The organism is Nonomuraea turkmeniaca, from assembly GCF_005889735.1.
In the GTDB taxonomy this organism is placed as follows: domain Bacteria; phylum Actinomycetota; class Actinomycetes; order Streptosporangiales; family Streptosporangiaceae; genus Nonomuraea; species Nonomuraea turkmeniaca.
The window spans coordinates 1-25,920 of sequence record NZ_VCKY01000150.1 but is presented as its reverse complement, the minus strand read 5'-3'; the positions used below and the strand labels follow the sequence as shown (position 1 = coordinate 25,920).

27 protein-coding genes and 1 pseudogene are annotated in these 25,920 nt (G+C 70.7%); 18 read left to right on the top strand and 10 right to left on the bottom strand.

Translation table 11 applies throughout. The features are described from left to right. Positions 1-403: helix-turn-helix domain-containing protein (locus ETD86_RS35020; RefSeq protein ID WP_138670937.1), on the bottom strand; the 403-nt coding region annotated here is incomplete at its 3' end. Positions 404-524: 121 nt separating this feature from the next. Between ETD86_RS35020 and ETD86_RS35015 the strand changes: the two genes are divergently transcribed. Both ETD86_RS35015 and ETD86_RS35010 read left to right on the top strand, forming a co-directional pair. Next, on the top strand, positions 525-992 hold the full coding sequence (locus ETD86_RS35015) for a Dps family protein (RefSeq protein ID WP_138670936.1): 468 nt from the start codon (positions 525-527) through the stop codon (positions 990-992). Positions 993-1,183: 191 nt separating this feature from the next. Further along, a complete protein-coding gene (locus ETD86_RS35010; protein ID WP_138670935.1) occupies positions 1,184-2,206 on the top strand; it encodes an alkaline phosphatase PhoX in 1,023 nt (340 codons plus the stop codon). Positions 2,207-2,212: 6 nt separating this feature from the next. Here the strand turns inward: ETD86_RS35010 and ETD86_RS35005 are convergent, their stop codons facing one another. Beyond that, a complete protein-coding gene (locus ETD86_RS35005) occupies positions 2,213-2,806 on the bottom strand; it encodes a TetR/AcrR family transcriptional regulator (protein WP_138670934.1) in 594 nt (197 codons plus the stop codon). Positions 2,807-2,935: 129 nt separating this feature from the next. Between ETD86_RS35005 and ETD86_RS35000 the strand changes: the two genes are divergently transcribed. Then, complete coding sequence (locus tag ETD86_RS35000) at positions 2,936-5,110, top strand: MMPL family transporter (protein WP_138670933.1); 2,175 nt, start codon at positions 2,936-2,938, stop codon at positions 5,108-5,110. Here ETD86_RS35000 and ETD86_RS34995 read toward each other — a convergent pair. Then, positions 5,079-5,927, bottom strand: coding sequence for a bifunctional helix-turn-helix transcriptional regulator/GNAT family N-acetyltransferase (locus ETD86_RS34995; protein ID WP_246148662.1), 849 nt, complete (start codon positions 5,925-5,927; stop codon positions 5,079-5,081). The genes ETD86_RS35000 and ETD86_RS34995 overlap by 32 nt on opposite strands. A 94-nt stretch (positions 5,928-6,021) precedes the next feature. Here ETD86_RS34995 and ETD86_RS34990 point away from each other — a divergent pair, with 94 nt between their 5' ends. Further along, positions 6,022-6,930, top strand: a complete 909-nt coding sequence (locus ETD86_RS34990) for a lactonase family protein (RefSeq protein WP_170223426.1) — start codon at positions 6,022-6,024, stop codon at positions 6,928-6,930. Here the strand turns inward: ETD86_RS34990 and glpK are convergent. Beyond that, entirely contained in the window at positions 6,923-8,380 is a 1,458-nt protein-coding gene (glpK, locus tag ETD86_RS34985; protein ID WP_138670930.1) for a glycerol kinase GlpK, read from the bottom strand. The two genes, ETD86_RS34990 and glpK, sit on opposite strands and share 8 nt — an antisense overlap. 144 nt (positions 8,381-8,524) lie before the next feature. Between glpK and ETD86_RS34980 the strand changes: the two genes are divergently transcribed. Further along, complete coding sequence (locus ETD86_RS34980; protein WP_138670929.1) at positions 8,525-9,550, top strand: 6-phosphofructokinase; 1,026 nt, start codon at positions 8,525-8,527, stop codon at positions 9,548-9,550. A gap of 139 nt (positions 9,551-9,689) precedes the next feature. Here ETD86_RS34980 and ETD86_RS34975 read toward each other — a convergent pair whose 3' ends face one another. Then, on the bottom strand, positions 9,690-10,433 hold the full coding sequence (locus tag ETD86_RS34975; RefSeq protein WP_246148668.1) for an MHYT domain-containing protein: 744 nt from the start codon (positions 10,431-10,433) through the stop codon (positions 9,690-9,692). 139 nt (positions 10,434-10,572) lie between these two features. Then, positions 10,573-11,451, bottom strand: coding sequence for an MHYT domain-containing protein (locus ETD86_RS34970; RefSeq protein ID WP_138670927.1), 879 nt, complete (start codon positions 11,449-11,451; stop codon positions 10,573-10,575). Between the two features lie 114 nt (positions 11,452-11,565). Here ETD86_RS34970 and macS point away from each other — a divergent pair, with 114 nt between their 5' ends. The 3 genes from macS to thiI all read left to right on the top strand — a co-directional run bounded on the left by macS (position 11,566) and on the right by thiI (position 14,824). Continuing rightward, positions 11,566-12,663 (top strand): MacS family sensor histidine kinase, encoded by a 1,098-nt coding sequence (gene macS, locus ETD86_RS34965; protein WP_138670926.1) that lies wholly within the window; start codon positions 11,566-11,568, stop codon positions 12,661-12,663. A gap of 246 nt (positions 12,664-12,909) precedes the next feature. Next, positions 12,910-13,563: a response regulator gene (locus ETD86_RS34960; protein WP_138670925.1), complete on the top strand. Its 654-nt coding sequence runs from the start codon at positions 12,910-12,912 to the stop codon at positions 13,561-13,563. A 64-nt stretch (positions 13,564-13,627) separates the two neighbouring features. Further along, positions 13,628-14,824, top strand: a complete 1,197-nt coding sequence (thiI, locus tag ETD86_RS34955) for a tRNA uracil 4-sulfurtransferase ThiI (RefSeq protein ID WP_138670924.1) — start codon at positions 13,628-13,630, stop codon at positions 14,822-14,824. An 8-nt stretch (positions 14,825-14,832) separates the two neighbouring features. Here thiI and ETD86_RS34950 read toward each other — a convergent pair whose 3' ends face one another. Together ETD86_RS34950 and aroF are read right to left on the bottom strand one after the other, a co-directional pair. Further along, complete coding sequence (locus ETD86_RS34950; protein ID WP_138670923.1) at positions 14,833-15,120, bottom strand: YiaA/YiaB family inner membrane protein; 288 nt, start codon at positions 15,118-15,120, stop codon at positions 14,833-14,835. 86 nt (positions 15,121-15,206) lie between these two features. Next, positions 15,207-16,238, bottom strand: coding sequence for a 3-deoxy-7-phosphoheptulonate synthase (gene aroF, locus ETD86_RS34945; RefSeq protein ID WP_138670922.1), 1,032 nt, complete (start codon positions 16,236-16,238; stop codon positions 15,207-15,209). 246 nt (positions 16,239-16,484) lie between these two features. On the opposite strand from aroF, the gene ETD86_RS34940 reads away from it, so the two are divergent. From ETD86_RS34940 to ETD86_RS34930, 3 genes are all read left to right on the top strand, one after another. Beyond that, positions 16,485-17,081, top strand: coding sequence for a molybdopterin-dependent oxidoreductase (locus ETD86_RS34940; protein ID WP_246148665.1), 597 nt, complete (start codon positions 16,485-16,487; stop codon positions 17,079-17,081). Between the two features lie 54 nt (positions 17,082-17,135). Continuing rightward, positions 17,136-18,281 carry a sensor histidine kinase gene (locus ETD86_RS34935; RefSeq protein ID WP_138670920.1) on the top strand — a complete coding sequence of 382 codons (1,146 nt, stop codon included), beginning with the start codon at positions 17,136-17,138 and terminating at the stop codon, positions 18,279-18,281. Positions 18,282-18,346: 65 nt separating this feature from the next. Next, the gene (locus ETD86_RS34930) at positions 18,347-19,087 is read left to right on the top strand and encodes a LytR/AlgR family response regulator transcription factor (protein ID WP_138670919.1); all 741 of its coding nucleotides are present in this window, start codon (positions 18,347-18,349) and stop codon (positions 19,085-19,087) included. Positions 19,088-19,938: 851 nt separating this feature from the next. On the opposite strand, the gene ETD86_RS34925 is transcribed toward ETD86_RS34930, so the two are convergent. After that, positions 19,939-20,778, bottom strand: coding sequence for a deoxyribonuclease IV (locus ETD86_RS34925; RefSeq protein WP_138670918.1), 840 nt, complete (start codon positions 20,776-20,778; stop codon positions 19,939-19,941). 275 nt (positions 20,779-21,053) lie between these two features. Between ETD86_RS34925 and uraD the strand changes: the two genes are divergently transcribed. The 7 genes from uraD to ETD86_RS34890 are packed head-to-tail and all read left to right on the top strand — an operon-like array spanning position 21,054 to position 25,702. After that, the gene (uraD, locus tag ETD86_RS34920; RefSeq protein WP_138670917.1) at positions 21,054-21,563 is read left to right on the top strand and encodes a 2-oxo-4-hydroxy-4-carboxy-5-ureidoimidazoline decarboxylase; all 510 of its coding nucleotides are present in this window, start codon (positions 21,054-21,056) and stop codon (positions 21,561-21,563) included. Next, positions 21,560-21,859 (top strand): hydroxyisourate hydrolase, encoded by a 300-nt coding sequence (uraH, locus tag ETD86_RS34915; RefSeq protein WP_138670916.1) that lies wholly within the window; start codon positions 21,560-21,562, stop codon positions 21,857-21,859. The genes uraD and uraH overlap by 4 nt, the downstream gene beginning before the upstream one ends. Then, the gene (gene pucL / locus ETD86_RS34910) at positions 21,860-22,720 is read left to right on the top strand and encodes a factor-independent urate hydroxylase (protein WP_138670915.1); all 861 of its coding nucleotides are present in this window, start codon (positions 21,860-21,862) and stop codon (positions 22,718-22,720) included. 2 nt (positions 22,721-22,722) lie between these two features. Continuing rightward, the gene (locus ETD86_RS34905) at positions 22,723-23,586 is read left to right on the top strand and encodes an FAD binding domain-containing protein (protein ID WP_138670914.1); all 864 of its coding nucleotides are present in this window, start codon (positions 22,723-22,725) and stop codon (positions 23,584-23,586) included. After that, positions 23,586-24,071, top strand: coding sequence for a (2Fe-2S)-binding protein (locus tag ETD86_RS34900; protein WP_138670913.1), 486 nt, complete (start codon positions 23,586-23,588; stop codon positions 24,069-24,071). Before ETD86_RS34905 ends, ETD86_RS34900 begins: the two co-directional genes overlap by 1 nt. Continuing rightward, a complete protein-coding gene (locus tag ETD86_RS34895) occupies positions 24,068-25,453 on the top strand; it encodes an 8-oxoguanine deaminase (RefSeq protein ID WP_211370508.1) in 1,386 nt (461 codons plus the stop codon). The genes ETD86_RS34900 and ETD86_RS34895 overlap by 4 nt, the downstream gene beginning before the upstream one ends. A 39-nt stretch (positions 25,454-25,492) precedes the next feature. Beyond that, positions 25,493-25,702: an EF-hand domain-containing protein gene (locus ETD86_RS34890; RefSeq protein WP_246148658.1), complete on the top strand. Its 210-nt coding sequence runs from the start codon at positions 25,493-25,495 to the stop codon at positions 25,700-25,702. Positions 25,703-25,732: 30 nt separating this feature from the next. Here ETD86_RS34890 and ETD86_RS34885 read toward each other — a convergent pair. After that, positions 25,733-25,920, bottom strand: a pseudogene (locus tag ETD86_RS34885) (winged helix DNA-binding domain-containing protein); the annotation flags it as partial.

Below are 25,920 nucleotides of genomic sequence, written 5' to 3'. Positions count from 1 at the left end.
GCAAAAGCGGCAGCGAGACAACACGGGGCGGGTCCGGGAGTCCCGCCGCGTCCTCCAGCGCCGTGGCGCCCGTCACCGCCGCCACGACCTCCGCAGGAACGCCCGCCGCGTCCTCCAGCATCCGATCCGTGGCACCCGCCAAGGCCGCCTGGATCTCGGCGATCGAGTGCCCGGCCGCCTGCAGCCGTTTGACGGCCACCAGTTGCAGCAGGTGCCGCCGCCCGTACCGGGCGATCCGGCCCCGCCGGGTCAGAGGCGGATCCACGAGGCCGATGGTCGTATACCACCTGATCAGCCGCTCTCCGGGCACGTCGCGGACCCGGCCGTTGGCCGGCGCGGCGCCGGCGCGCAGCGCCCGGGCCGCGCGCTCGGCCAGCTCGCCGATCGTCCAGGTGTCGCTCATACCTCCACAATGACACTGTCATTATTACACTGTCAACGTTAGTGGCTCGAAAGTTTGGGCACGGGGAGTCTCGTACTGGAAATAAGCGGACAAATATCATCGAACGGGGAGGAATTACGACATGGCCACGATCACCGGTCCGCTCTCGGGAGACGCCAAGAACACGGTCGCGGACGCCCTGCAGGGTGCTCTGGTCGATCTCATAGATCTGTCGCTGGTCGCCAAGCAGGCGCACTGGAACCTCATCGGCTCCCACTTCCGCTCCATTCACCTGCAGCTCGACAAGGTCACGGACCTGGCGCGGACGCACATGGACACGATCGCCGAGCGCGCGGTCGCCCTCGGGGTCAACCCGGACGGCCGGGCCGCCACGATCGCCAAGTCGACGAGGCTCGCGCAACTGGAGAGCGGCTGGGTGGAGGACGGCAAGGTCCTCGCGACGATCATCGACATCCTGGACGGCATCAGCAGGCGCATGTACGAGCGCGTCCGGGCCACCGACGAGCCGGACCCGGTCAGTCAGGACCTGCTCATCGCCGTGGCGCAGGACATCGACAAGCAGCACTGGATGTTCCAGGCCATGAGCTGACCAAGGCGCGGGGGAGCCCGGGAGTCGCGACGGCGGCCCCGGGCTCTCGTGTGCCGCAGCCGGCGCAACGTCAGCGCCACCCGGTGATCGCGGAGCGGGCTCCCGGGGTTTGCGCAGAGTTTGATGTCGCGAGTCCCTGCCATTCATGTCGGTGCGGTCGACTAGCGTGGCACCTAGAGGGAGGCCCCACGATGTCCCACAAGACTCTCCTCCGCACGGGCCCGCTCTTGCCGGGCGGCGCCAGCCCCTACGGGTCGCTCGGTCTGCCGGGCCCCGGCGGTCTCGCGCTGCCCTCGGGGTTCACCGGCCGGGTCGTGGCCAGCTCGGGTCACAAGGTCGCCGGCCTCACCTGGCACGCGGCGCCCGACGGCGGCGCCTGTTTCCCCGATGGCGACGGCTGGATCTACGTGTCCAACTCCGAGCTGCCCCTGCTCGGCGGTGCCTCCGCGCTACGGTTCCACGCCGACGGCAGCGTCGGCGACGCCTACCGGATCCTTTCGGGCACCGATCTCAACTGCGCGGGCGGCGCCACACCGTGGCAGACCTGGCTGTCGTGCGAGCTCGGCCACCGCGGCCGCGTCTTCGAGTGCGACCCCTACGGCGCCCGCGCCGCACGTCCCCGCCTGGCCATGGGCCGCTTCAAACACGAGGCCGCCGCCTGCGACCCCGAGCGCGGCGTGGTCTACATGACCGAGGACGAGCCCGACGGCTGCTTCTACCGGTTCCGGCCGGGCGACTGGGGCGACCTGACCGAGGGCACGCTGGAGGTGCTGTGCTCCTCCGGCCGCTGGCGGGTGGTGCCGTCACCGGCGGCGCTGCTGCAGGAGACCCGCCACCAGGTCGAGGACGCCCGCCACTTCGACGGCGGCGACGCCTGCCACTACGCGGGCGGCGTCTGCTACTTCACCACCAAGGGCGACACCGGCCTGTGGGCCTACGACGCGCAGACCTCCACGCTCGATCGGCTCTGCGAGGGCGTGCGGGCCATCACCGCCGCGCCGTCCGGCGACCTCTACGTGGCCAGGGAGACGACGCAGATCGACGTCATCGCGCCGGACCGGGCGGTCACGCCGTTCCTCAGGCTGGTCGGCCACGAGGGGGCCGAGCTGACCGGGCTGGCGTTCTCACCGCGCGGCGACCGGCTCTACTTCTCGGCCAGGCGTGGCCGCACGGAAGGGCACACGTTCGAGGTGGCGGGCCCGTTCCGCGGCTAGCCCGGGCTAGTTGAGGTAGCGGACGAGCGCGAGTTTGAGCTCGTCCACGAGCTCCGCGCTCCGCTCGGGCGTCTCCGTGGTGATCATCGGCATCACCGCCTTCACCATGGACAACATCATCGTGCCCATGAGCAGGGCCCGGCCCTCCGCCAGCTCCGGCCGCAGGCGGCGCAACACTCCCGCGAGCTGCCGGGCGATGTCCTCGTGCAGCCGCTGCGAGGCCGCGGCGAACCGGTCGCCCGTCGCGGAGCCGTACAGCAGCGACCAGTACGCCGGCGAGCGGCTCTTGAACCGCACGCTCTCGTCCACGAGCTGCCCGACCAGCGCCTCGATCGGGACGTCCGGCGTGATCCCGGCCAGCCTGGCGGCCCAGAACTCCTGGCGGTCGTCGGTGTAGCGGGACACCAGCCCGTCCAGGATCTCCTCCTTGTTGCGGAAGAACTGATACAGCGACCCCGGCGACACCCCCGCCCGCGCGGCGACCTGGTTCGTCGTCAGGTCGGGGAAGCCGACCTCGGCGATCACCAGTTCGGCGGCGTCGAGGATCTCCTCCATGCGCTTCAGACCGCGCGCCTGCCGGCGGACCGTGCGTTCAGTCATGCGCCACCTCGTTGACAAATACGAGCATTTACTTGTATTCCTGGTTCGGAAGCAAACACGAGTAGTTTACCGAGTTTTGATCGGAGACCCCATGCGAACCGTGGCCATGGACACCCTGAGGCTCACGCCATGACGGTCGACACGCGCGCCCGGCCCACCCGCGCGGCGAGCACGGGGCCGCCGCTGCGCAGGCTCGGATTCATCCTCGTCCGCCGCCGCAGGTTCGTCCTCACGCTGGCCCTGCTCGGCCTGGTCGTGGCCGGGGTGCTCGCCGCGGGCGCGGTGCCCCGGCTGTCGCTGGCCAGGTTCGAGGCCCCGGGCTCGGAGTCCGACCGGGCGCAGGCCGAACTGGCCGAGCGGTTCGGCACGGGAAGCCCCGACATGATCTTCCTGGTGACCGCGAGGAGCGGCACCGTGGACGACCCGGCCGTCGAGGCGGCGGGCAGGGAGCTGACCGCCCGGGTCGGCCGCCAGGACGACGTCGCCGAGGCGGCCTCCTACTGGAGCCGCGGCAAACCGGCCACGATGCGCAGCGAGGACGGCAGGCACGCGCTGATCGTGGTCCGCATTCCCGGGGACGCGAACCACGTGCGGGCGCAGGTGCTGCCGAGGCTCGTCCCCGAGATCACCCGCGGCACGGACCTGCTGCAGGTGCGGGCCGGGGGAGGGGAGGAGGTCTTCCGTGAGACCGTGCCGCTGGCCAGGCAGGACTTCGTCCGGGCGGAGCTGGTCATCTTCCCGCTGGCGTTCGTGCTGCTCTGGCTCTACCAGCGGCGGGCGATGGCGGCCCTGGTGCCGATCCTGGCCGGGCTGTTCGCGATGGTCCTCGGGCTGGCCCTGCTGAGTGCGGTCCTGCCCTTCACCGAGATCTCGACGTTCGCCCTGAATCTGACGCTGGCCATGGGGCTCGGGCTCGGCATCGACTACTGCCTGTTCGTGATCCAGCGCTTCCGCGAGGAGACGGCAAACGGCAAGGACCGGGCGGCGGCCGTCGCGGGGGCGGTCGAGCACGCGGGCCGGACCGTGCTGTTCAGCGGCCTGACCGTGGCCACGTCGCTGGCCGTGCTGTTCGTGTTGCCGTTCGACTTCCTGCGCTCCTTCGCGTACGCGGGCATCGCCGTCGTCATCGGCGGCCTGGTCGCGGCGGTGCTGGTGTTGCCCGCCGTGCTGGCCTCCGCCGGCGGCACGATGGTGCCCAAGCGGGAGCGGCCGGAGCGGGCGGCGGGGTTCTGGCACGGGCTGGCCACCCGGGTGATGCGCAGGCCACTGGTGTTCGGCGGGCTGGCGACCGTGCTGCTGCTGGTGCTCACCTCGCCGTTCCTGGGGCTGCGCTTCGGCGTGGCCGACGACCGCATCCTGCCGCCGGAGGCGTCCTCCCGGCAGACCCAGGAGGTCGTGCGGCAGTCGTTCCCCGCGGAGGAGACGGACGCCATCCAGCTGGTCTCGCGCGACGCGGCGACGGCGGACGTGGCGCCGTACGCGACGAGCCTGTCCAGGCTGCCCGACGTGGCCCAGGTGGACTCCGCCGCCGGGTCGTTCGCGAACGGGCAGCGGGTGGGCGACGGAGACCCGGGCAGGTTCCAGGGGGAGGGCACGTGGTTGTCCGTGGTACCGTCCGCGGCGGCCCTGGCCGACGACCCGGTACGCCTCGTCGAGGCCGTACGGACGGTGGAGCCGCCCTTCGAGGTGCTGGTCGGCGGCTATCCCGCCGAGCTGTCCGACTACCGGGCCGCGGTCGTGGACCGGCTGCCGCTGGTGCTGGCGCTCATGCTGGGCGTGACGTTCGTGGTCCTGTTCCTCATGACGCGCAGCCTGATCATCCCGATCAAGGCGACCGTCCTGAACGTCCTCAGCCTCGGCGTCATGTTCGGCGCCATCGTCTGGATCTTCCAGGACGGCAACCTGTCAGGACTGCTCGGTTTCACCCCGACCGGCACGCTCGACCCCAGCATCCCCATCCTCATGCTCTGCGTGGCCTACGGCCTGTCGATGGACTACGAGGTGTTCCTGCTGTCGCGGATCAAGGAGGAGTACGACAGGACCGGCGACACCGAGGAGGCGGTGGCCACCGGGCTGCAGCGGGGCGCGCCGCTGATCACGGCGGCCGGCGGCATCCTGGCGCTCACCTTCGCCGCGTACGCCACCGCGCAGGTGACGTTCGTGCAGATGCTGGGCGTCGGCATGGCGGTGGCCGTGCTGGTGGACGCGACCGTGATCAGGGCGGTGCTGGTGCCCAGCCTCATGCGCCTGGCGGGACCGCTCAACTGGTGGCCTAGAGGTCGAGTGTCCACCACTGCTCGGTGAGCTCGATCCCGTTCTCCACCCCTTTCTCCTCCTTCTCCAGCTGGAACCCGGCTGCCTGGTAGATGTGCCGCGCGCTCACCAGGCAGTCGCGCGTCCACAACGTGATCCGCTTGCAGCCCTCCGCCTTGGCGTGCCGCAGGCACTCCTCCACCAGCCGCCGCCCGATGCCCATCCCGCGCGCGGACGGCTCGACCAGCAACATCCGCAGCTTGGCCGTCGTGTCGTCCTGGCGCACGTAGAACACGCACCCGGCGCGCTCCCCGCCGACCTCGGCGATCCACCCGGCGTCCTTGGAGAAGTCGAGCTCGCCCACGATCTTCGCGACGGTCTGCTCGAACGCGGTGCCCCAGCCGTACTCGCGGCTGTAGAGCTCGCCGTGCCGGTAGACGACCCAGCCCAGGTCGCCGGTGCGCGGCGGCCTGATCACGTACGGCTCCCGCCCGGTCTCCGGGGCCAGCAGGCCCCTGATCGTGGCCATGCTGGCGACCAGCCGCTCCTGGTCCTCGTCCGGCAGCCCGGACAGCAGCCGCCCGATCTCCTCGGCCGAGCGCTGGTCGAGCCCCGCGAAGGTGGATGCCCCCGCGGGCGTGAGGCGTACGAGCTGCTTGCGCGCGTCGGTGGCGGACCGCTCCCGCTCGACCAGCCCGTCGCCCTCGAAGCGGGTCAGAATCCTGCTGAGGTAGCCGGCGTCCAGGCCGAGCAGGGCACGCAACTCGCCGTTCTCCATCCGCTCGGCGTGCGCGAGCTCGAACAGCACCCTCACCTCGGTCAGCGAGTACGGCGAGTCGAGCATGCCCGACTGCAGAACGCCGATCACCTTCGTATAGAACCGATTGAAGGCCCTGACCTCAGAAACCCTTGCCTCCGTCAACGAACTCATTGCCATAGTCAAACATGAGAGGATCGCCGTTGTGAAGACCCTGCGCATAGGCGGCTACGGCCCGGGCATCGTCACCATCGGCGTCGGCCGGGAGCTCACCCGGGTCGCGTCGCCGTCATTCCTGGCCGCCCATCCCACGCTGCCCGTGGTCTACGCGGTGGGCGAGCTCGAACGCGGCTGGCTGACCGCCTTCGACGCGCGGGACGGCCTCCAGCCGCTGGACGAGCGGCCGAGCGAGGGCTCGCTGCCCTGCCACGTCGCCGTCGACCCCACGGGCAGCCTGCTCGCGGTGGCCAACTACGGCGACGGCACGGCGATCATCTGCCGGCTCGACTCTCGCGGGGCGTTCGACGGCGACCCGATCGTGCTGCGCCACAAGGGCTCTGGGCCCAACGCCGAACGCCAGGAGGGGCCACACGCCCACGAGGCCGTCTTCCACGACGGCCTGCTGCACATCTCGGACCTCGGCACGGACGAGATCCGCCGCTACCGCTACGACGGCACGCCGGTGGAGCCGATCGTCCTGTATCCGGGCACGGGCCCGCGGCACTTCGCCTTCGCCGGATCCCGCCTGTACGTGGCGGGCGAGCTGGACGGCACCGTCACGCTCATCGACGGCGAGTGGCGCACGGTCGCGCCCGCCACCCGCCACGAGGGCGAGAGCCACCCGTCCCACCTACAGCTCGAGGGCGACCTGGTCTACGTCGGCAACCGCGGGCCCAACACCGTCTCCGTGCTGCGCCGCGCCGACCTGTCCCTGGTGGCCGAGGTGCCCTCGGGCGGCGACTGGCCCCGGCACTTCACCATCGACGGCGACCGCATGTACGTGGCCAACCAGCGCTCGAACACCGTCACCGTCTTCACGCTGCGCGACGGCGTCCCCGAGCCGACGGGCGAGGCGTACGACGTGGAGAGCCCGGCCTGCGTGCTGATCACGTAGGGGACACCAGCCGCACGGCCGCCCGCCACCGCTCGTAGGCCGCGTCGTCGCGCTCGCCGGGCTCGAAGCGGCGCTCCAGCTGCCACGTCTGACGAAGCTCGGCCCGCGACCCCCACACGCCGGCTCCCAGCCCCGCCAGGAACGCCGCCCCCAGGGCGGTCGTCTCCTGGATCACCGGGCGCTCCACCGGCGCGCCCAGCTGGTCGGCCTGGAACTGCATGAGCAGGTCGTTCGCGCTGGCGCCGCCGTCGGCCTTGAGCACCGGCACCGTGCCGCCGGTCATCACCTCCACCACGTCCCGCACCTCGTACGCGATCGCCTCCAGCGTGGCCCTGACCAGATGCGCCCGCGTCGTGCCACGCGTGATGCCGGTGATCAGCCCGCGCGCCCGCGGATCCCAGTACGGCGCCCCCAGTCCGGTCAGCGCGGGCACGAACACCACGCCGCCGCTGTCGGGCACGGTCCGCGCCACGGCCTCGGACTCCGGCGCCGTCCCGATCAGCCCGAGCCCGTCGCGCAGCCACTGCACGGCCGCGCCGGTCACGAAGATCGACCCCTCCAGCGCGAACGTGCGCTCGCCTGACGGCGCCTGCCAGGCGACCGTGGTCAGCAGCCCCGACTGCGAGCGCACGATCTCGCCGCCGGTGTTGGTCAGCACGAAAGAGCCCGTGCCGTACGTGCACTTCACGTCGCCCACGTCGAAGCACGTCTGCCCGAACAACGCCGCCTGCTGATCGCCCGCCACCCCGCTGATCGGCAGCTCCAGCCCGAGGAACGCGGCCGGGTCCGTACGGCCGAGCGGCCCGTGGTTGGGCACGATCTCCGGCAGCGCCGCCTCGGGCACCCCGAACAGCTCGCACAACTCCGGCTCCCAGCCGCCGGACCGCAGGCCGTACAGCAGGGTGCGGGAGGCGTTGGACGGGTCGGTCACGTGCCGCCCGCCCGCCGTCAGCCTGGCGATCAGGTACGAATCCACCGTCCCCACCGCCACATTTCCGGACTCGACCCCCGCCCACACGCCGGGATCGTGCTTGGCCAGCCAGGCCATCTTCGTGGCCGTGAAGTAGGGGTCGAGGCGCAGCCCGGTCAGCTCCGACACCCGCGGCTCGTGACCGGCCGAGCGCAGTCGCTCGCACACTCCGGCGGTGCGGCGGTCCTGCCAGACGATCGCGCGGCGCGGCGCGGCCAGCGTGCGCCGGTCCCACACCACCGCGGTCTCGCGCTGGTTGGTGATCCCGACGCAGGACGGCGGGTCGCCGGCGCCGCGCAGCGCGGCCGCGCAGGCCGACAGCGTGGCCTGCCAGATGTCCTCGGGATTGTGCTCCACCCAGCCGGGTTCGGGGAAATGTTGTGCGAATTCCTCGTAGCCCTTCGACGATATTTGCCCGTTTTCGGAGACAACGAGCGCGGTGACCCCTGTTGTCCCGGCGTCGATCGCCAACACGCTCACGAAATTTCCTCCGTGCGATGTTTGGGTTACGGACCTTGCGTTTGGTCTAGACCACTGCCCGCCGGGGCGGGCAGAATGCCAGTCTGAATACTGAGGTCTTAACACTGAAGGTTCAGGTTTCTGAACCCATCGGGAGGAACCGCCATGCGTATTGGAGTGCTCACAGGGGGCGGCGACTGCCCCGGCCTCAACGCCGTGATCAGGGCAGTAGTGCGTAAGGGGGTGAGCGTCTACGGCCACGAGTTCGTCGGCTTCCGCGACGGCTGGCGCGGCCCCCTGGAAGGCGACACGATGCCGCTGGACATCCAGGCGGTGCGCGGCATCCTGCCCCGCGGTGGGACCATCCTGGGCTCGTCCCGGACGAACCCCATCAAGATCGAGGGCGGGGTCGACCGGATCAAGGAGAACCTTGCCGCCACCGGCGTGGACGCGCTGATCGCCATCGGTGGCGAGGACACCCTCGGCGTGGCCAAGCAGCTCTACGACCGCGACGTCAAGGTCGTGGGCGTGCCCAAGACCATCGACAACGACCTGTCGGGCACCGACTACACCTTCGGCTTCGACACCGCCGTCAACATCGCGACGGAGGCCATCGACCGCCTCCACACCACCGCGGAGTCCCACCACCGGGCGCTCATCTGCGAGGTCATGGGCCGGCACGCCGGCTGGATCGCGCTGCACGCGGGCATGGCGGGCGGTGCCAACGTCATCCTCATCCCGGAGAAGCCGTTCGACATCGACCGGGTCTGCGAATACGTCGAGTCCCGCTTCCGCACCCGCTATTCGCCGATCATCGTGGTCGCCGAGGGCGCGCACCCGATCGAGGGCCAGATGGAGCTGCAGGCGGGCGAGCTGGACGCGTTCGGGCACGTCCGGCTGGGCGGCATCGGCGAGATGCTGGCCAAGGAGATCGAGAAGCGCACCGGCAAGGAGGCCCGCACCACGGTGCTCGGCCACATTCAGCGCGGCGGCACCCCTTCGGCCTATGACCGGGTGCTGGCCACCAGGTTCGGGCTGCAGGCCATCGACGCGGCCCACGCGGGCGACTTCGGCAAGATGGTCGCCCTGCGCGGCACCGACATCGTCCGGGTCGGCCTCGACGAGGCCACGGCCGAGCTGAAGACCGTGCCGGTGGAGCGGTACTCCGAGGCCGAGGTGTTCTTCGGTTAGGTGAAAGCGGCTTGCAAGCGGCGGCCGTACCTTTGAGTCAGCGGGGTTTCCGCTACAACCCGCTCAAGGGTACGGCTTGCGCCGCAGCAAGTCGGCGGCCCACCATGCGCCGCGAGCCGTACCCTCTGACATAGCTCCTTCACCGCCGGGGCGTGCCGAAGAGATCCACTTCAGGCGGCGCGCCCTCGTCGCGGTCGCGCAGCCGGTCCCTGAACTCCGCCTCGCTGCGCAGCTCCTTCTCCGAGGGCGACAGGATGATGGTGAGCAGCAGCCCCACGGTGATCACGCTGATGCCGACGATCAGCGGCAGCAGGAAGTCGATGGCCCGGGCGCCGAAGATCGGCCCCGCGTCGCCGTGCGTCAGCACCGACATCGAGTACATCCCCGTGTAGTGCATGCCGCAGACCGCCACGCCCATGACCAGGGCCGCCGCGCCGATCTTGAGCGCGCCGCTGACCCGCAGCGTGAACCACAGCGCCACCGTCGCCGCCGCGATCGCGATCAGGACCGAGAGCGACACGATGACGGGGTCGTAGGAGACGTGGCCGGACATGTTCATGGCGGCCATGCCGAGATAGTGCATGCTGGCCACGCCGCATCCGGTCAGGATGCCGCCGCCGAGCAGGAACGGCAGGCGCTCGCCGCCGTACGAGGCGAGGAACAGTCCCATGCCGACGACCACGACCGCGATGAGCGCGGAGGCGGCGGTGAGCGGGACGTTGTAGCGGATGACCGAGCCGGTCACCGAGAAGCCGAGCATCGCGATGAAGTGCATGGTCCAGATGCCCGTGCCACCGATCGCGAACGCCGCGCCCACCAGCCAGAACCTGCCCTCGCGCCCGCCCATGAGGCGGGCCCGCGAGGTGAGCAGGAGGCCCAGCATCGAGCCCACGCTGGACATGATGTACGCCAGTACGGGTGTTAACAGCCCAAATGAAAAATGGTCGATCGGCGACATACCCCCACCCACATCCCTCACGCACCGATAAGGGAGTATGAACAGGGTGTCTTCGCCCGCGCAACTACCTTCTGCGTGTCTGCATCGACGATATTTGCGGCATTTGCTGTATTGGCTGCTGGCGAGGGATGGGGGGCGCGGGATAAGTGAGCTGTTGTTGCTGTGTGCGCCGGCGCAATTCGAGTTTGGCGACGAGTTCGGCGTCCTCGTGCAACTCCTCCTCCGACGGGGAGAGGATCACCATGAGCAACATGGTCAGCGTGATGAGGCTGATCACGGTCATGAGCGGGACGAGGAAGTCGAGGGCGTCGGCTCCGGCGACCACGCCGGGCTCGGCGTCGACCGTGACGTGCATCGCGTACATTCCGGTGTAGTGCATGCCCGCCACGGCCACGCCCATGACGAGCGCGGCGGCGGTGATCCAGACAGGCTTCTTGACACGCAGCGTGAACCAGAGCGCCACCGTCGCGGCGACCACGGCGATGCCCACGGAGAGCGCCACGACGATGCGGTCGTAGGAGACGTGGGCGGACATGTTCATGGCGTACATGCCCAGGTAGTGCATGGACGCCACGCCGAGGCCGGTCAGCAGGCCGCCGCCGAGGAGTGCCAGGACCCGTCCGCGGCCGTACGAGACCAGGAACAGGCCCGTGCCCACGACCACGATCGCCACCACGGCCGAGGCGACGGTGAGCGGCACGTCATACCTGATCTGGGTCCCCTCCACGTCGAAGCCCATCATGGCGATGAAGTGCATGACCCAGATGCCGGTGCCGCCGATGGACACCGCCGCGCCGAGCAGCCAGCGGGCCCGGGCGCCGCCGCGGGAAGCGTGTGCCTGGGCGGTGAGCCGCAGGCCGAGCATCGACCCCATGCAGGACATCACGTAGGCGAGCACCGGCGTGAGCAGGCCATGGGTGAAATGATTTACAGCGGAGGTCATAGAGGGAGATTCCTTGAGTTAGGGGTTCCCGGATTGTGCCATCCGGACGGTCCCTTTCGCATGGATACCCGAACTATCTGTCAAGCTTCCGTGTCGGAAACATGAGAAGGTCTCATGGCTATCGAGGTTCCGTTCTGGCGGTCGATCGCGGTCTACCGCGTGGCGTCGCTGGTGTACGCGGCCGTGCTCATGGCGCAGCAGCGCGGCTATGAGCACCCGGTCGCGGGCTGGCTGGTCATCGGCGTGATGGCGCTGTGGACGGCGGGCGCCACGTACGCCTACTCGGTCCCGGCGCTACGCCGGTGGCCCCTGTTGGTCCTGGACCTGCTGGTCACGATGGTGTGCCTGCTGGCCACCCCGTATGTACAGGGCTCCCTGCTGGGCGCCGCCGGCACGATGCCGGTGCCCGCGACGTGGGTGGCCGGGCCCGTGCTCGCCTGGGCCGTCCACGGCGGGCGGCTCGCGGGCGCGGCGGCGGCCGCCCTGGTGTCGGCCTGCGACCTGTGGCTCGTGCGCACGCCCGGCGAGTCGGTGGTGATCAACGGAGTGGTCCTGCTGTTCATGGCGGGCGTCGTGGTCGGCCACGTGGCGCGGCTGGCCAAGCAGGCCGAGGAACGCATGCAGCGGGCCGTCGAGATGGAGGCCGCCCAGCGTGAGCGCGACCGCCTGGCCCGGGACATCCACGACTCGGTCCTGCAGGTCCTCGCGCTGGTCCAGCGGCGCGGGCGCCAGATCGGCGGGGAGGCGGCCGAGCTGGGGCGCCTGGCCGGTGCGCAGGAGGCCGCGCTACGCCAGCTCATCGCCCACCGGCCCGCCGCCCCGGAAGGCGCGACCGACCTACGCTCGCTCCTGCTTCGGCACGGCTCGCCCGAGGTGACCGTCTCCACCCCGGCCACGCCTTTGATCCTCCCCGCCGAGACGGCCAGGGGTGCGGCGGCGGCTGTCAAGGCCGCCCTTGACAACGTCCGCACACACTGCGGGCCGTCGGCGCGCGCCTGGGTGCTGGCCGAATCGGGGGAGGGGACGGTGACGGTCAGCATCCGGGACGACGGGCCCGGCATCCCGGACGGCCGCCTGGACGAGGCCCGCGCCGACGGGCGCCTGGGGGTGGCGGAATCGATCCGTGGCCGGGTGGCGGAGTTCGGTGGCCAGGTCTCGATCATCAGCGTCCCCGGCCAGGGCACGGAGGTCGAGATCACCCTCCCGTCCTGACCATCGCCCGACCCGCGTCGCCCTCCCATCCTGGCCGCGCCGTCCGCGTGCCCATCGGGTGCGCCGCTTCCGGCTTCGCGCCGGCCCGCCGCCGGGGATCGCGCGTCGCAGCGGTCCTCCTGCCGTGGCGGGCAGTGGTCCTCCGGCCGTACGTCTCCGTCCTCAGGCCTGGCCAGCACAGGGGCCGAGGGCGGCCGGCGGGCACGATCGGCGGGTGGTCGGCGGGGCACGGTCTAGAGTTGCGGCATGGTGCGGGTCATGGTGGTGGACGACCATCCCATGTGGCGCGACGGGGTGGCCAGGGATCTCGCCGAGGCCGGCTACGACGTCGTGGCCGCTGTAGGCGAGGGCCGGCAGGCGGTGCGCGCGGCCGCAGCGGTGCGGCCCGACGTCGTCGTGCTCGATCTGCGGCTGCCCGACATGCCGGGTGCGGAGGTGGCCGCCCGGCTGGCGGAGGTGGAGCCGCCGCCCCGGGTGCTGGTGTTATCGGCCAGCGCCGAACAGGACGACGTCCTCGAGGCGGTCAAGGCCGGCGCGTCCGGATATCTGGTGAAGTCGGCCAGCAGGGAGGAGTTCCTTGACGCGGTACGCCGCACCGCCGCCGGCGACGCCGTCTTCACCCCCGGCCTCGCCGGCCTCGTACTCGGCGAATACCGCCGCCTGGCCGCGCAGGACGCCCCGGGCGACGGGCAGGGCGACGGGCCGCGCCTGACCGACCGGGAGACGGAGGTGCTCAGGCTGGTCGCCAAGGGCCTGTCGTACAAGCAGATCGCCGACCGCCTCGTGCTCTCCCACCGCACCGTGCAGAACCACGTGCAGAACACTCTCCGTAAGCTTCAGCTCCACAACCGCGTGGAGCTGGTCCGATATGCGATCGAGCAGGGGCTGGACGCGGACTAAACTCAAGGTGGCCCGGCGTTGCCATCAACGCCTGCCCGTTCCCCGTCTTCCCGGAGGTTCCACCATGACGATGTCCGCCCTGGGCGAGCCGTGCGTACTGCTCAAGCTGGGCGAGATCGTCCTCAAGGGCAAGAACCGCGAGCTGTTCGAACGCCGCCTGATCGCCAACATCCGCGACGCGCTGCAGAGCGTCGACATCAAGGTCGACGTACGCAAGCGGCACGGCGTCATCGCGATCTTCCTGCCCCAGGGCGCTACCGCCGAGCAGGCCGAGGCCGTGGCCCAGCGGGTCGCCGACGTGCCGGGCCTGGTCTGGATCCACCGCGCCTGGCGGGTCGCCAAGGACCCCGAGGCCGTGCTCAAGGCCGGCCTGGAGCTGGTCGGCGAGAGCGAGGAGGCCAAGCGCGGCGCGCGCTTCGCGGTCCGCTCCCGCCGCCGTGACAAGCGCTTCCCGCTGCGCTCCAACGAGCTGGACCGGCTCGTCGGCGGCGCCATCAACGACGAGTACGGCCTGCCGGTCGATCTGAAGAACCCCGAGCTGACCGTCTACATCGAGGTCGACAGGGACGAGGTGTTCGTCTTCACCGGCGGCCTGCCCGGCCAGGGCGGCCTGCCGGTCGGCAGCAGCGGCAGGGCCCTGGTGCTCATGTCGGGCGGCATCGACTCGCCGGTGGCGGCGTACCGGATGATGCGGCGCGGCCTGCACGTCGACTTCCTGCACTTCTCCGGCATCCCGTTCACCACGTCGGAGTCGATCTACAAGGCGTACGCGCTGGTCAGGAAGCTCGACAGGTTCCAGGGCAAGTCGCGGCTGTGGGTGGTGCCGTTCGGCAAGGCGCAGCAGTCGATCCGCGCCTCCGGCCAGGATCGGCTGGCGGTGATCGCGCAGCGGCGGCTGATGCTCAAGACGGCCGAGGAGGTCGCTCACCGCATCCGCGCCGCCGCGCTGATCACCGGCGACGCGCTCGGCCAGGTCTCCTCGCAGACCCTGACCAACATCACCGCCCAGGACAACGCGGTGGAGCTGCCGATCCTGCGGCCGCTGGTGGGCTGGGACAAGACCGAGATCATGGCCGAGGCCCGGCGCATCGGCACGCTGGAGATCTCCGAGCTGCCCGACGAGGACTGCTGCTCGCTGCTGGCTCCCAAGCGTGCCGAGACGCGGGCCAAGATCGAGGACCTGAAGCAGATCGAGAAGCGGCTCGACGCCGAGGAGCTGTGCGTGCAACTCGCCGACTCGATCCAGGAGTACACCCTCTGAGCGAGGGATCAGGCGTCGACCTTGAACGGATCGTGCTCGATCAGCAGCTTGTCGAGCCTGGCCTGGTCGACGCGCTTGCTCACCTCGGTCAGCTCCTGCCGGTCCCGCACCACCTTGCAGAGCGTGACCGTGGAGGTGACCACGTACAAGAGGCCGAGCCCGAGGAACGCCCTGATCCACCCTTCGACGGGCAGGTAGATCAGGGCGATCACCACGGAGCTCAGCGAGACGGCGAACGACAGGATCGCCTGGACGTAGAACGCGGTGGTCTGCGTCGGTTGGAGGGGCTTCGTCATGCGTCCATCGTCGGTCCCGCGGCCGGCACGGCACATGGGGTGAAGTACTCAAGTTACCGCTGAGTACACCCGGCCGTACCCAGGGATCAGACGGTGAGCGCGGCGGCGGCGGACTTGCCGAGCAGCACCGGGAAGTCGGTCATGACCTGGGCCAGCTCGCCCAGGTCGGTGTCGATCAGGGCCTGCGGGCCGTCGCAGAGCGCCTGCTCCGGCTGCGGGTGCACGTCGATGATGACACCGTCCGCACCCACCGCGATGGCCGCCCGGGTCAGCGGCAGCACCAGGTCGCGCCGGCCGCCCGAGTGCGACGGGTCGATGATGACCGGCAGGTGGGACAGGCGCTGCGCCACCGGCACGGCCGACACGTCGAGCGTGTTGCGGGTCGCCTTCTCGAACGTCCTGATGCCCCGCTCGCACAGGACGATGTCGAGGTTGCCGCGCTGGGCGATGTACTCGGCGGCCATGAGCCACTCCTCGATCGTGGAGCTCATGCCGCGCTTGAGCATCACAGGCTTCCCGGCCGCGCCGACCGCCTGCAGCAACGCGAAGTTCTGCATGTTGCGGGTGCCGACCTGCAGCATGTCCGCGTACGAGGCCACGAGTTCCACGTCCTGGGCGTCCACCACCTCGGTCACGATCGGCAGCCCGGTCTCCTCGCGCACGTCCGCCAGGATGCGCAGGCCCTTCTCGCCCAGCCCCTGGAAGGCGTACGGGGAGGTGCGCGGCTTGAACGCCCCGCCGCGCAGCAGCGTCGCCCCCGCCGCCTGCGCCATCCTGGCCGCCTCCAGGGTCTGCTGGTGCGTCTCCACCGCGCACGGCCCCGCGATCAACGTCACAGTGTCGGGACCGATCGGCACGCCGCCCACATGGACCGTGGAGCGTTCCGGATGATTCTCCCTGCTGACCAGCTTGTACGGCGTGGACACCCGCATGACGTCGCGCACGCCCCGCATGCCGCGCAGGCTCGCCTCGTCGAGCTGGGTCACGTCGCCGACCAGCCCGACGATCGTCCGCCGCACACCCTTGCTGACGAACGCCTCCACCCCGGCCGCCTGGACGACCTCGACGATCGACGCGAGATCCTCGGAAGTGGCCTCGGGCCCCATCACGATCACCATCTGAAATCTCCTCCTGTGGAACCCCTGAGAAACACAGAAGGCCCCGGGTCCTGTCGGACCCGGGGCCTTCGTTCGCCTGTCTGCTAACGCAGCGTCAGATGGCGAACGGACTCGGGTCCGTCGCCATACCAAAACAGGAACGCAGCGCGCATAGCTCGTAATGGTAGCGCACGAGACCCGCGCGCGAGTCACGGACGACCCGGTGGCAGGATGGCCCAAGACGTGAGACAGGTAAGGGGAGTGATCGTGGAGGAGTCGCGCCTGCCTCCAGGCCAGTACGTCCCGCGCGGCCGACCCGTGATCCACTACGGCAGGGTGCCGCAGTTCAAGCCGGAGAGCTGGGACTTCCGCGTTTTCGGCGCCACCGCCTCGGGCGAGGAGCACCGCTTCACCTGGAACGAGTTCGAGTCGTTGCCCCGCACGACCCGCCTCGCCGACTTCCACTGCGTCACCAAGTTCTCCCTCATGGCCAACGAGTGGCGCGGCGTCGCCCCGGCCACGATCATGGCGGCCGCCCCGCCCGATCCCGGCGTGCACCACGTGATGATCTGGGCCGAGTACGGCTACAGCGCCAATCTGCGGATGTCCGACTTCGCCGCGCCCGACACCCTGCTCGCCATGGAGCTGGACGAAAAGCCGCTCAGCCCCGACCGCGGCTTCCCGCTGCGGATCGTGGTCCCCCACCTGTACGCGTGGAAGAGCGTCAAGTGGGTGCGCGGCATCGAATACCTCCTCGAAGATCGCCGGGGTTTCTGGGAGGAGCGCGGCTACCACAACATCGCGGACCCCTGGCGGGAGCAGCGCTACTCCTACCAGGAAGAACCCGGCGAGGGACCGCCCTGACTTCACCGGCCGTTTCCGCCCGGACACGGTCCGTTCTTGGCTACGGTTTCCCGCATGCTGACCACCGCGTGCGTGGCGCTGTCCAGCCTGGCCTTCGTCGCCGGCCACGTCCTCGCCCGGGCGCGGTCGCGCCGCGACGCGCCTCCGGAGGGGCGCTGCAAGGAGGAGGCGACGTTCGCCACGCTGCACATCGCCGCGATGGCCGCCCCGGCCCTGCGCACGGGGCTCAACCGCGACTCGGCCCGCAAGGCCGTACGCCATCTGCGCGCGCTGCTCGGCACCCAGGCCGTCGCGATCACCTCGACCGAGGCCGCGCTGGCGTGGGACGGGCCGTGCACCGACGACGTGGTCACCTATGCTCGCGCCACGCTGGCCGCCGGGCGGCCGCAGGTGTTCGCGGGGGAGCCGCACGGGGCCGTGGTGGTGCCGCTGACCGTGGACGGCACGGTGGTGGGGGCGCTGGCGGCCTTCGACGACGAGATCAGCGCCGCGCTCGTGCGTACCGTGTCCGAGGTCGGCCGCTGGGTCTCCGGCCAGCTGGAGCTGGCCGAGCTGGACGCCTCGCGGCGGCGCGCGCTGGAGGCCGAGATGCGCGCGTTGCGGGCCCAGATCTCGCCGCACTTCATCTACAACGCGCTGACGACGATCGCCTCGTTCGTCCGCACGGACCCCAAGCGTGCCCGCGAGCTGCTGCTCGACTTCGCTGATTTCGCCCGGTACGCGCTGCGCAGGGCACACGACTTCACCACCCTGGCCGACGAGCTGACCTGCGTCGACCGCTACCTGCTGCTGGAACGTGCCCGCTTCGGCGACAAGCTGCGCTTCAGCATGCAGGTGGCGCCCGAGGTGCTGCCCGTGCCGGTGCCGTTCCTGTGCCTGCAACCACTGGTCGAGAACGCCATCAAGCACGGCATGCGCGGCCGCCGCGGCGCCGGCGAGGTGCGGGTCGTGGTGCGTGACGCCGGCCCGGAGGCGCACATCACGGTCGAGGACGACGGTGCCGGGATGGACCCCGAGTGCGCCAGGCGCATGCTGGACGACGACCCCGCCCGCGAGGGCAGTGGCATCGGGCTGGCGAACGTGGACCTGCGGATGCGCCAGATCTACGGCGACGGCTACGGGCTCGTCGTGGAGACGGCGCTGGGGGCGGGAACCAAGGTGCGGCTGCGGGTGCCCAAGACGCAGCTTAGCTCCTTGTAGTCATTTCCTTACGCTATGCTGACGTGTCCCTTGTGGCCTCTGCTTCATGCGGGAGCGTGGTGGACATGCTGAGAGTTCTGGCCGTGGACGACGAGTTGCCCGCCCTGGAGGAGCTCGCCTACCTGCTGCGCCAGGACGATCGGATCGAGCACGTCATGACCGCGGCCGACGGCGTCACGGCGTTGCAGGACATGGTCCAGATGATCGGCGGTGGCGAGCGGCTCGACGGGGTGTTCCTCGACATCCGGATGCCCGGGCTCGACGGGCTCGACCTGGCCAGGCTGGTGGGCGGTTTCCCCAGTCCGCCCCGGCTGGTGTTCGTCACGGCGCACGAGGAGTGCGCGGTGCAGGCGTTCGAGCTCGAGGCGGTGGACTACCTGCTCAAGCCGGTGCGGGCCGAGCGGCTGGCCGAGGCCGTGCGCCGGCTGGAGGCCGCCACGGTCCCCGCGCCCGAGCCCGGCCAGGATGATGTGATCCCGGTCGAGCTGGGCGGGCGGACCAGGTTCGTGCCGCAGCAGGCCGTCTGGTTCGCCGAGGCCAAGGGCGACTACGTGCGCCTGCACACGGTGGACGGCAGCTATCTGGTGCGCATGTCCCTGGCTGCGCTGGAGCGGCGCTGGTCGGACGGCGGGTTCCTGCGGATTCACCGCAGCACGCTGGTGTCGGCCAGGCACGTCAGTGAGCTCCGGTTCGAGGGCGGGCGGGTGACGCTCACCGTCGGCACCGAGACGCTCCAGGTCAGCAGGCGGCACAGCCGGCAGGTGCGCGAGCAGCTCGTACGCCAGCACCGGGGCGTGATCTCGTGACCTTCGCGCTTTGGGAGCGCTCCCGACCACGGGATCGCGCCGAGGGCCGGCACGGCTGATCGTCATGGGGGCCGGCGTGGGCCGGCGCCCCGTTTGCAGCGCCCCGGTGTCCAGCGCGGTGGCAGGCGGCACGGCTCCGGCCCCAGGACGCATTCTGGCGGGGAACGGGGCCGGGGCTCGCTCATGGGGTGCCGGGCGCGCGCACCCGTCCTAGGGCGTCGTACAGCGGCGGCCAGGACGCCCGGCGGCACCATCCCGTCGCGTGCGCCGGTGATCGTCGAGGACTCCGCGTGTGGGCGGGGTGGGCGTGAAAATGGGCGTGAGCGGGTCGTGCCCCGCACCGGGCGCCGTGCCCGTCGCCGTCGTGGTGATGGTCATGATTCCCCTGGTCACGAGCGGTCGGGTGCGCGGTGGAGAAGAGTCCGGACACATCTGCGGGAGTCGTTACGAGCCCCCGAACCTACCGTTCGCCGACTCAGGATGACCGCTCATCGCAATGGTACTCTCCGTATATCGATGGCTACGGACCGTTCAACGAGCTGCCCATGAACAGGGTTTCGCCCACAAGATCGCGACCGTAGTGTTTCGGCATCGGAAAGCCACCTCGGCGCATCGGGGGGGACGGGCCGAAAGGCTCACTGCAGATCTGATGCGCCGGACTCACCGGTGACCGCGCAGGTCGCCACGGCTGTCGGGCCCTTGACCGGGGGGTAGGGCCCGCCATGCCGGTTCGTGAGGGGGCGCCCGCCTGGGCCGCGACAGCCGGCCCGCGATCCGGCCTTCGGGGGCGGCCGGATCGCGAGAGCGGGCGTCCCTATCACGATTTCCGGGTCGCGAGCCCAGAGGGCCGCTCAGCCGTCGCGCAGCTTCTTCAGCAGGGCGATGTCCTCGGCATTCTTGGGGGCCTTGCCCGGCGTCTCGATGCAGATCGGGACGCCGGCCACCGCCGGATGCCGCATCATGTCGCCGAACGGCTGGGCGCCGATGTGCCCGGCCCCGATGTTCTCGTGCCGGTCCTTCTTGGCACCGCACACGTCCTTCGAGTCGTTGGTGTGGATCAGCTTCAGCCGCCCTGGCGCGATCTTGTGCAGCGCGTCGAAGGTCTCCGCCACGCCGCCTTCCTTGGCGAGGTCGTGGCCGGCGGCGAAGGCGTGGCACGTGTCGAGGCAGACGCCGACCCGCGGATGCCAGTCCAGCGTCGCCAGGTAGGGCTCCAGATCCTGGACGGTGGCGCACAACATGGCGCCCTGCCCCGCCATCGGCTCCAGCAGCAGGTCGGGCCCGCCGTCGGGGATCTCGTCCAGCAGCGGCAGCAGGTTGTCGCGCACTTGGCGCATCGCGTCGTCGCGCGACTGCGTCACCGCCGAGCCGGTGTGCACCACGACTCCCTTGGCGGCGATGGCCACGCCGCGCCGCAGCGTGTGACGGACGACCGCGATCGAGTTGGCCAGCGTCTCAGGGTTGGGGGAGCCGAAGTTGACCAGGTAGGGCACGTGGACGAACGTCTCGACGCCCGACTCGGCCAGCTTGGCGTCCTCGTCCGGCCGGCCCTCGGTGAGCGCCCAGCCGCGCGGGTTGGTGACGAACACCTGGATCATCTCGGCGCCGATCTCGGCCATGTAAGCGAGGCCGCCCGTCGCCAGGCCGCCCGCCACGGACACGTGTCCGCCGATCAGGGATGTTGGGCTCATGATGGGCCCCAGTCTAGGCCCGCCGCCCGACACTTCATCCTGGCCACGCCCGCGCGCCCACCTGCCGCAAGAGGTCATGAGCTGCGCGGACGCTACGAAAACAACGTCTCGGGGCGGACGGGTGGACGCGTGCGCCCGACCGCCATTTCAGGGCGTCGGGCCGGATGGTCCAGGACGGAGTTGGAGCATGACACGAAAAGCGACGGTCAACGGGCCCGCCGGTTCGGAGTTCTCGCGGATGGACCGGGCACGAAGCGCATGTGTGTACTTCTGACATGCCCGACACGCTGACCGCGCTCGACGCCTTCAACGCTCGCTCGCCCGCCGCGGCCGAGGACGAGCTGCTCGCCTGTTGCGCCTCGCGCGCCTTCGCGGCCGACGTGGCCTCCCGCAGGCCCTACGGCGACCTCGCGGCGCTTCTCGCGGCCGCCGAGGAGTCGGTCAGGGGGCTGGCGTGGCCGGACGTGGTGGAGGCGCTGGCCGCGCATCCGAGGATCGGGGAGCGCGCGGGCGGGGGCGGCCGGGAGGCGGCGTGGTCGCGGCAGGAGCAGGCCGGGGTGGAGGAGGAGCGGCGTGAGGCGCTCGCCCAGGGGAACCGGGAGTACGAGGCCCGGTTCGGGCACGTCTACCTGGTCTGCGCCACCGGGCTGAGCGGGGCGCAGATGCTCGCCAGGTTGCGCGAACGGCTGGGCCACGACGAGGAGAGCGAGCGGTCCGTCGTGCGGGAGGAGCTGGCGAAGATCACCCGGCTGCGGCTGGTCAAGCTCATGGAGGGGGAGCGATGAGTTTCTCCACGCACGTGCTCGACGCGGTCACCGGCCGCCCGGCCGCCGGGGTCCGCGTGCGGCTGGAGCACGAGGGCGAGATCGTCGCCGAAGGGATCACTGATGACGACGGCCGGATCAAGGGGTGGGACCCAGGAGAAGGCGTCCATCGTGTCGTCTTCGACACCGGGATGTACCTGCCGGAGACCTTTTACCCCGAAGTCGTCATCACCTTCACCGTGACCGACCCCGCGCAGCACTACCACGTGCCGCTGCTGCTCAGCCCGTACGCCTACTCCACCTACCGAGGGAGCTAGATGTCCGTCAAGCTCGGCCCCAACCGCTACGGCAAGGCGGAGACCAGGCTCGTCCGCGTCGTCAGGGACGGCCCCGTGCACCACATCCAGGACCTCAACGTGAGCACCTCGCTCTCCGGGGACATGGAGGCCGTGCACCTGACCGGCGACAACGCCGCCGTCCTGCCGACCGACTCGCAGAAGAACACCGTGTACGCGTTCGCCACCCAGCACGGCGTCGGCCAGATCGAGGAGTTCGCGCTCCTCCTGGCCAGGCACTTCGTCGAGTCGCAGCCGACGATCCACCACGCCAGGGTGGAGATCGACGAGTACGCGTGGAATCGCGGGGGCCCGCACTCGTTCGTGCGCGACGGCGGCGAGGTGCGCACGTGCGTCGTCCACCACGACAGGGACGGCCGCACGACCGTCGTGTCCGGGCTGAAGGACCTGGTGCTGCTGAACACCACCGGGTCGGAGTTCCACGGCTACATCGTGGACCCGTACACGACGCTGCGGCCCGCCACCGACCGCATCCTCGCCACCGCCGTCGCCGCCCAGTGGCGGCACGCCCGAGACACCGATGCGTACGGCAAGTCGTACGAGCAGGTGCGGAGTTGCCTGCTGGAGGCGTTCGCGGACACGCACAGCCTGTCGCTGCAGCAGACCCTCTACGCCATGGGCGAGCGCGCGCTGACCACCTGCGGCGAGATCTGCGAGGTCAGGCTCGCGATGCCGAACAAACACCACTTCCTCGTGGACCTGTCGCCGTTCGGCCTGGACAACGACAACGAGGTCTACTACGCGGCCGACCGCCCCTACGGCCTGATCGAGGGCGGCGTGCTGCGCGAGGACGCGCCCGACGCCGGATTCGCCTGGGAGTAGAGATGGACTTCTTGCGGCCCACGACGTGGGAAGAGGCGCTGGCCGTCAAGGCGGACCAGCCGGAGGCCGTGCCCATTCAAGGCGGCACCGACGTGATGGTCGAGATCAACTTCGACGTACGCAGGCCGGTGGCGCTGCTCGACCTCAACCGGGTGGCCGAGTTGCGGGAATGGGACCTGGTGGCCGGCGTGTGCCGGGTCGGGGCGGGGGTGCCGTACACGGCCGTCATCGAGGATCTCGGCGGCACGCTGCCCGGTCTCGCGCAGGCCTCGCGCACGGTCGGCTCGCCGCAGATCCGCAACCGCGGCACCGTCGGCGGGAACCTCGGCGCGGCCTCGCCCGCCGGCGACAGCCACCCGCCGCTGCTCGCCGCGGACGCGGTGATCGAGGTGGAGTCGCGCGAGCGGGGCGTCAGGATGATCCCCGCGGCCGCGTTCTACCTCGGGGTCAAGCGCAGCGCGCTGGAGCCGGACGAGCTGATCAAGGCCGTGCACGTCAAGCCGGCGACAGGGCCCCAGTACTTCTCCAAGGTAGGCACCCGCAACGCCATGGTGATCGCGGTGTGCTCGTTCGCCGTCGCGCTGCACCCGGAGGAGCGGCGGGTCGGCACCGGGATCGGCTCGGCGGCGCCCACCCCGCGCCGGGCCCTGGAGGCCGAGGACCTGCTGGCCAGGGAGCTCGACTGGGACGCGCCGGACCTCGACCCGGCGCTGCTCAAGCGGTTCGGGCTGCTCTGCGCCGGCGCGGCGGCGCCCATCGACGACGTGCGCGGCACCGCCGAGTACCGCGTGCACGCCATCGACGTGATGGCCCGCCGCACGCTCACCTGGGCCTGGAACGACTACCTCGGAAGGAGGGCCGCCTGATGCGCGTCACCTTCACCGTCAACGGCCGCGAGGAGAGCGCCGAGGGCGTCTGGGAGGGCGAGAGCCTCCTGTACGCGCTGCGCGAGCGCCTCGGCCTGCCCGGCTCCAAGAACGCCTGCGAGCAGGGCGAATGCGGCTCCTGCACCGTTTACCTCGACGGCGTCCCCGTCTGCTCCTGCCTGGTCGCCGCCGGCCAGGCCGAGGGCCGGCAGGTGCGTACCGTCGAGGGCCTGGCCGAGGGGGACAGGCTCGACCCGGTGCAGGAGGCGTTCGTGGAGTGCGGGGCCGTGCAGTGCGGCTTCTGCACTCCCGGACTCATCGTGCAGGCCCACGACCTGCTGGAACGCGTCGAACGGCCCTCCGATGCCGAGATCAGGGAGGCGCTGGCGGGCAACCTGTGCCGGTGCACGGGGTACGAGAAGATCCTTGACGCGGTACGGCTGGCCGCGGCCCGGAAGGCGCCAGGGAAGGAGACCAGCGCGTGAGCCTGCTGATCGAGAACGTGGCCATCGCTCCGGTCGCCGGGCCGGAGGTCGGGTCCGGATATATCAGGATCGATGGGGACCGGATCACCGAGCTGGGCGCCGGGCCGGCGCCGGACGTGCCGGGCGCCGGCCGTATCGACGGGACCGGATGCCTGGCCACCCCGGGCCTCGTCAACACGCACCACCATCTGTACCAGTGGGCCTCACAGGGGCTCGCGCAGGACGCGACACTGTTCGAGTGGCTGGTGGCGCTCTACCAGGTGTGGGCCGCCATGGACGCCGAAGTGGTCAAGGGCGCCGCCTCGGCCGGGCTCGGCTGGCTGGCGCTGTCGGGCTGCACCACCTCCAGCGACCACCACTACATCTTCCCCAAGGGCAGGGGAGACCTGTTCGCGGCCGGGATCGAGGCGGCACGTGAGATCGGCATCCGCTTCCACCCCGCGCGCGGCTCCATGGACAGGGGCGAGTCGCAGGGCGGACTGCCGCCGGACTCCGTGGTCGAGGAGCTCGACGACATCCTGGCCGCCACGGCCGAGGCCGTCGACGCCTACCACGACCCGTCGTTCTCCTCGATGTTGCGGGTCGTCGTCGCGCCGTGCTCGCCGTTCTCGGCCAGCGCCGAGCTGATGACCGAGTCCGCCGCCCTGGCCAGGGCCAAAGGCGTGCGCCTGCACACGCACCTGGCGGAGACCCTCGACGAGGACGAGCACTGCCTGGCCCAGTTCGGGCTGCGGCCCGTCGACTACATGGAGAAGCTGGGCTGGTTGGGGCCGGATGTGTGGTTCGCGCACACCGTGCACCTGAGCGACGCCGACATCGGCAAGCTCGCCGCCACCGGCACCGGCTCGGCCCACTGCCCCTCCTCGAACGGGCGGCTCGGCGCCGGCATCGCCCGCGTGTCCGAGATGCTGCGCCACGGCGCGAACGTCGGGCTCGGCGTGGACGGCAGCGCCTCCTCCGAACTGACGCCGCTGGCCGGGGAGATGCGGCAGACCCTGCTCTTCCAGCGCGCCAGGTACGGACCGGACGCGCTCACCGCCAGGCAGGCGCTCGAGCTCGCCACCCTCGGCGGGGCACGCAACCTCGGCCGGGAGAACGAGATCGGGACGCTGGAGCCCGGCAAGCTCGCCGACGTCGCCCTGTGGCGGGTCGACGGACCGTTCACCGCGGCGGTCGCCGACCCCGTCTGCGCGCTGGTCTTCGGACCTCCGCCGCCGCTCGCCCGGGTGCTGGTCGGCGGGCGTATCGTGGTCGAGGACGGCGAGCTGAAGACCGTCTCCCAGGACGCCGCCGGTCGTGCGGGGGTCGAGGCAGGGCGGAGATTGTTGCGGCTGGCGGAGGAGCGCGGCGTCCACGCCGTCAAGGAGGTCCATCACGGATAAAGTGAGATGTCCGGAAATAAGCACCCGAAAGGCGGTCCGGTGGCGGAACTCTCCGACGAGCGGCTGGAGCAGCTCAAGAGCACCTTCGCGTCGATCGACACCGACGGCGACGGCTACATCAGCGAGACCGAGCTGAAGCGGCACTTCCCCGGCCTGCCGGCCGAGGCGCTGGGGGCGATGAGCGAGGCCGCCGACTCCGACCAGGACGGCCGCTACTCGCTCGAGGAGTTCATCCGCACGGTGTCCTAGCGCTGTCCTGGAGGGCATCAGCACGGTGCCCTAGCGCGCGGACAGCTCGCGCTCCAGCGGGGTGCGGAAGCGCGGGGTCACCTTGATGCCGCCGAGCCAGGCGGCCAGCCCGGCCGCCTCGGCCTCCACGGCGGCCGTGGCCTCGGCGCCCACGTCGTCCAGCAGCCGCCACACCACCTCGCCGTCCGCCCGCTGTGCCCAGCCGCCCACCACCCGGC

Excerpts from the sequence above, each read along its gene's own strand:
- ETD86_RS34905 (WP_138670914.1), top strand. The coding sequence starts at position 22,723 with ATGGACTTCTTGCGGCCCACGACGTGGGAAGAGGCGCTGGCCGTCAAG.
- ETD86_RS34935 (WP_138670920.1), top strand. The coding sequence starts at position 17,136 with ATGCTGACCACCGCGTGCGTGGCGCTGTCCAGCCTGGCCTTCGTCGCC.
- ETD86_RS34970 (WP_138670927.1), bottom strand. The coding sequence starts at position 11,451 with ATGACCTCCGCTGTAAATCATTTCACCCATGGCCTGCTCACGCCGGTG.
- ETD86_RS34900 (WP_138670913.1), top strand. The coding sequence starts at position 23,586 with ATGCGCGTCACCTTCACCGTCAACGGCCGCGAGGAGAGCGCCGAGGGC.
- aroF (WP_138670922.1), bottom strand. The coding sequence starts at position 16,238 with ATGGTGATCGTGATGGGGCCCGAGGCCACTTCCGAGGATCTCGCGTCG.
- uraD (WP_138670917.1), top strand. The coding sequence starts at position 21,054 with ATGCCCGACACGCTGACCGCGCTCGACGCCTTCAACGCTCGCTCGCCC.
- macS (WP_138670926.1), top strand. The coding sequence starts at position 11,566 with ATGGCTATCGAGGTTCCGTTCTGGCGGTCGATCGCGGTCTACCGCGTG.
- ETD86_RS35015 (WP_138670936.1), top strand. The coding sequence starts at position 525 with ATGGCCACGATCACCGGTCCGCTCTCGGGAGACGCCAAGAACACGGTC.
- ETD86_RS35010 (WP_138670935.1), top strand. The coding sequence starts at position 1,184 with ATGTCCCACAAGACTCTCCTCCGCACGGGCCCGCTCTTGCCGGGCGGC.
- thiI (WP_138670924.1), top strand. The coding sequence starts at position 13,628 with ATGACGATGTCCGCCCTGGGCGAGCCGTGCGTACTGCTCAAGCTGGGC.
- ETD86_RS35005 (WP_138670934.1), bottom strand. The coding sequence starts at position 2,806 with ATGACTGAACGCACGGTCCGCCGGCAGGCGCGCGGTCTGAAGCGCATG.
- pucL (WP_138670915.1), top strand. The coding sequence starts at position 21,860 with ATGTCCGTCAAGCTCGGCCCCAACCGCTACGGCAAGGCGGAGACCAGG.
- ETD86_RS34925 (WP_138670918.1), bottom strand. The coding sequence starts at position 20,778 with ATGAGCCCAACATCCCTGATCGGCGGACACGTGTCCGTGGCGGGCGGC.
- ETD86_RS34980 (WP_138670929.1), top strand. The coding sequence starts at position 8,525 with ATGCGTATTGGAGTGCTCACAGGGGGCGGCGACTGCCCCGGCCTCAAC.
- ETD86_RS34930 (WP_138670919.1), top strand. The coding sequence starts at position 18,347 with ATGCTGAGAGTTCTGGCCGTGGACGACGAGTTGCCCGCCCTGGAGGAG.
- ETD86_RS35000 (WP_138670933.1), top strand. The coding sequence starts at position 2,936 with ATGACGGTCGACACGCGCGCCCGGCCCACCCGCGCGGCGAGCACGGGG.
- ETD86_RS34950 (WP_138670923.1), bottom strand. The coding sequence starts at position 15,120 with ATGACGAAGCCCCTCCAACCGACGCAGACCACCGCGTTCTACGTCCAG.
- uraH (WP_138670916.1), top strand. The coding sequence starts at position 21,560 with ATGAGTTTCTCCACGCACGTGCTCGACGCGGTCACCGGCCGCCCGGCC.
- ETD86_RS34960 (WP_138670925.1), top strand. The coding sequence starts at position 12,910 with ATGGTGCGGGTCATGGTGGTGGACGACCATCCCATGTGGCGCGACGGG.
- ETD86_RS34975 (WP_246148668.1), bottom strand. The coding sequence starts at position 10,433 with ATGCTGGGCCTCCTGCTCACCTCGCGGGCCCGCCTCATGGGCGGGCGC.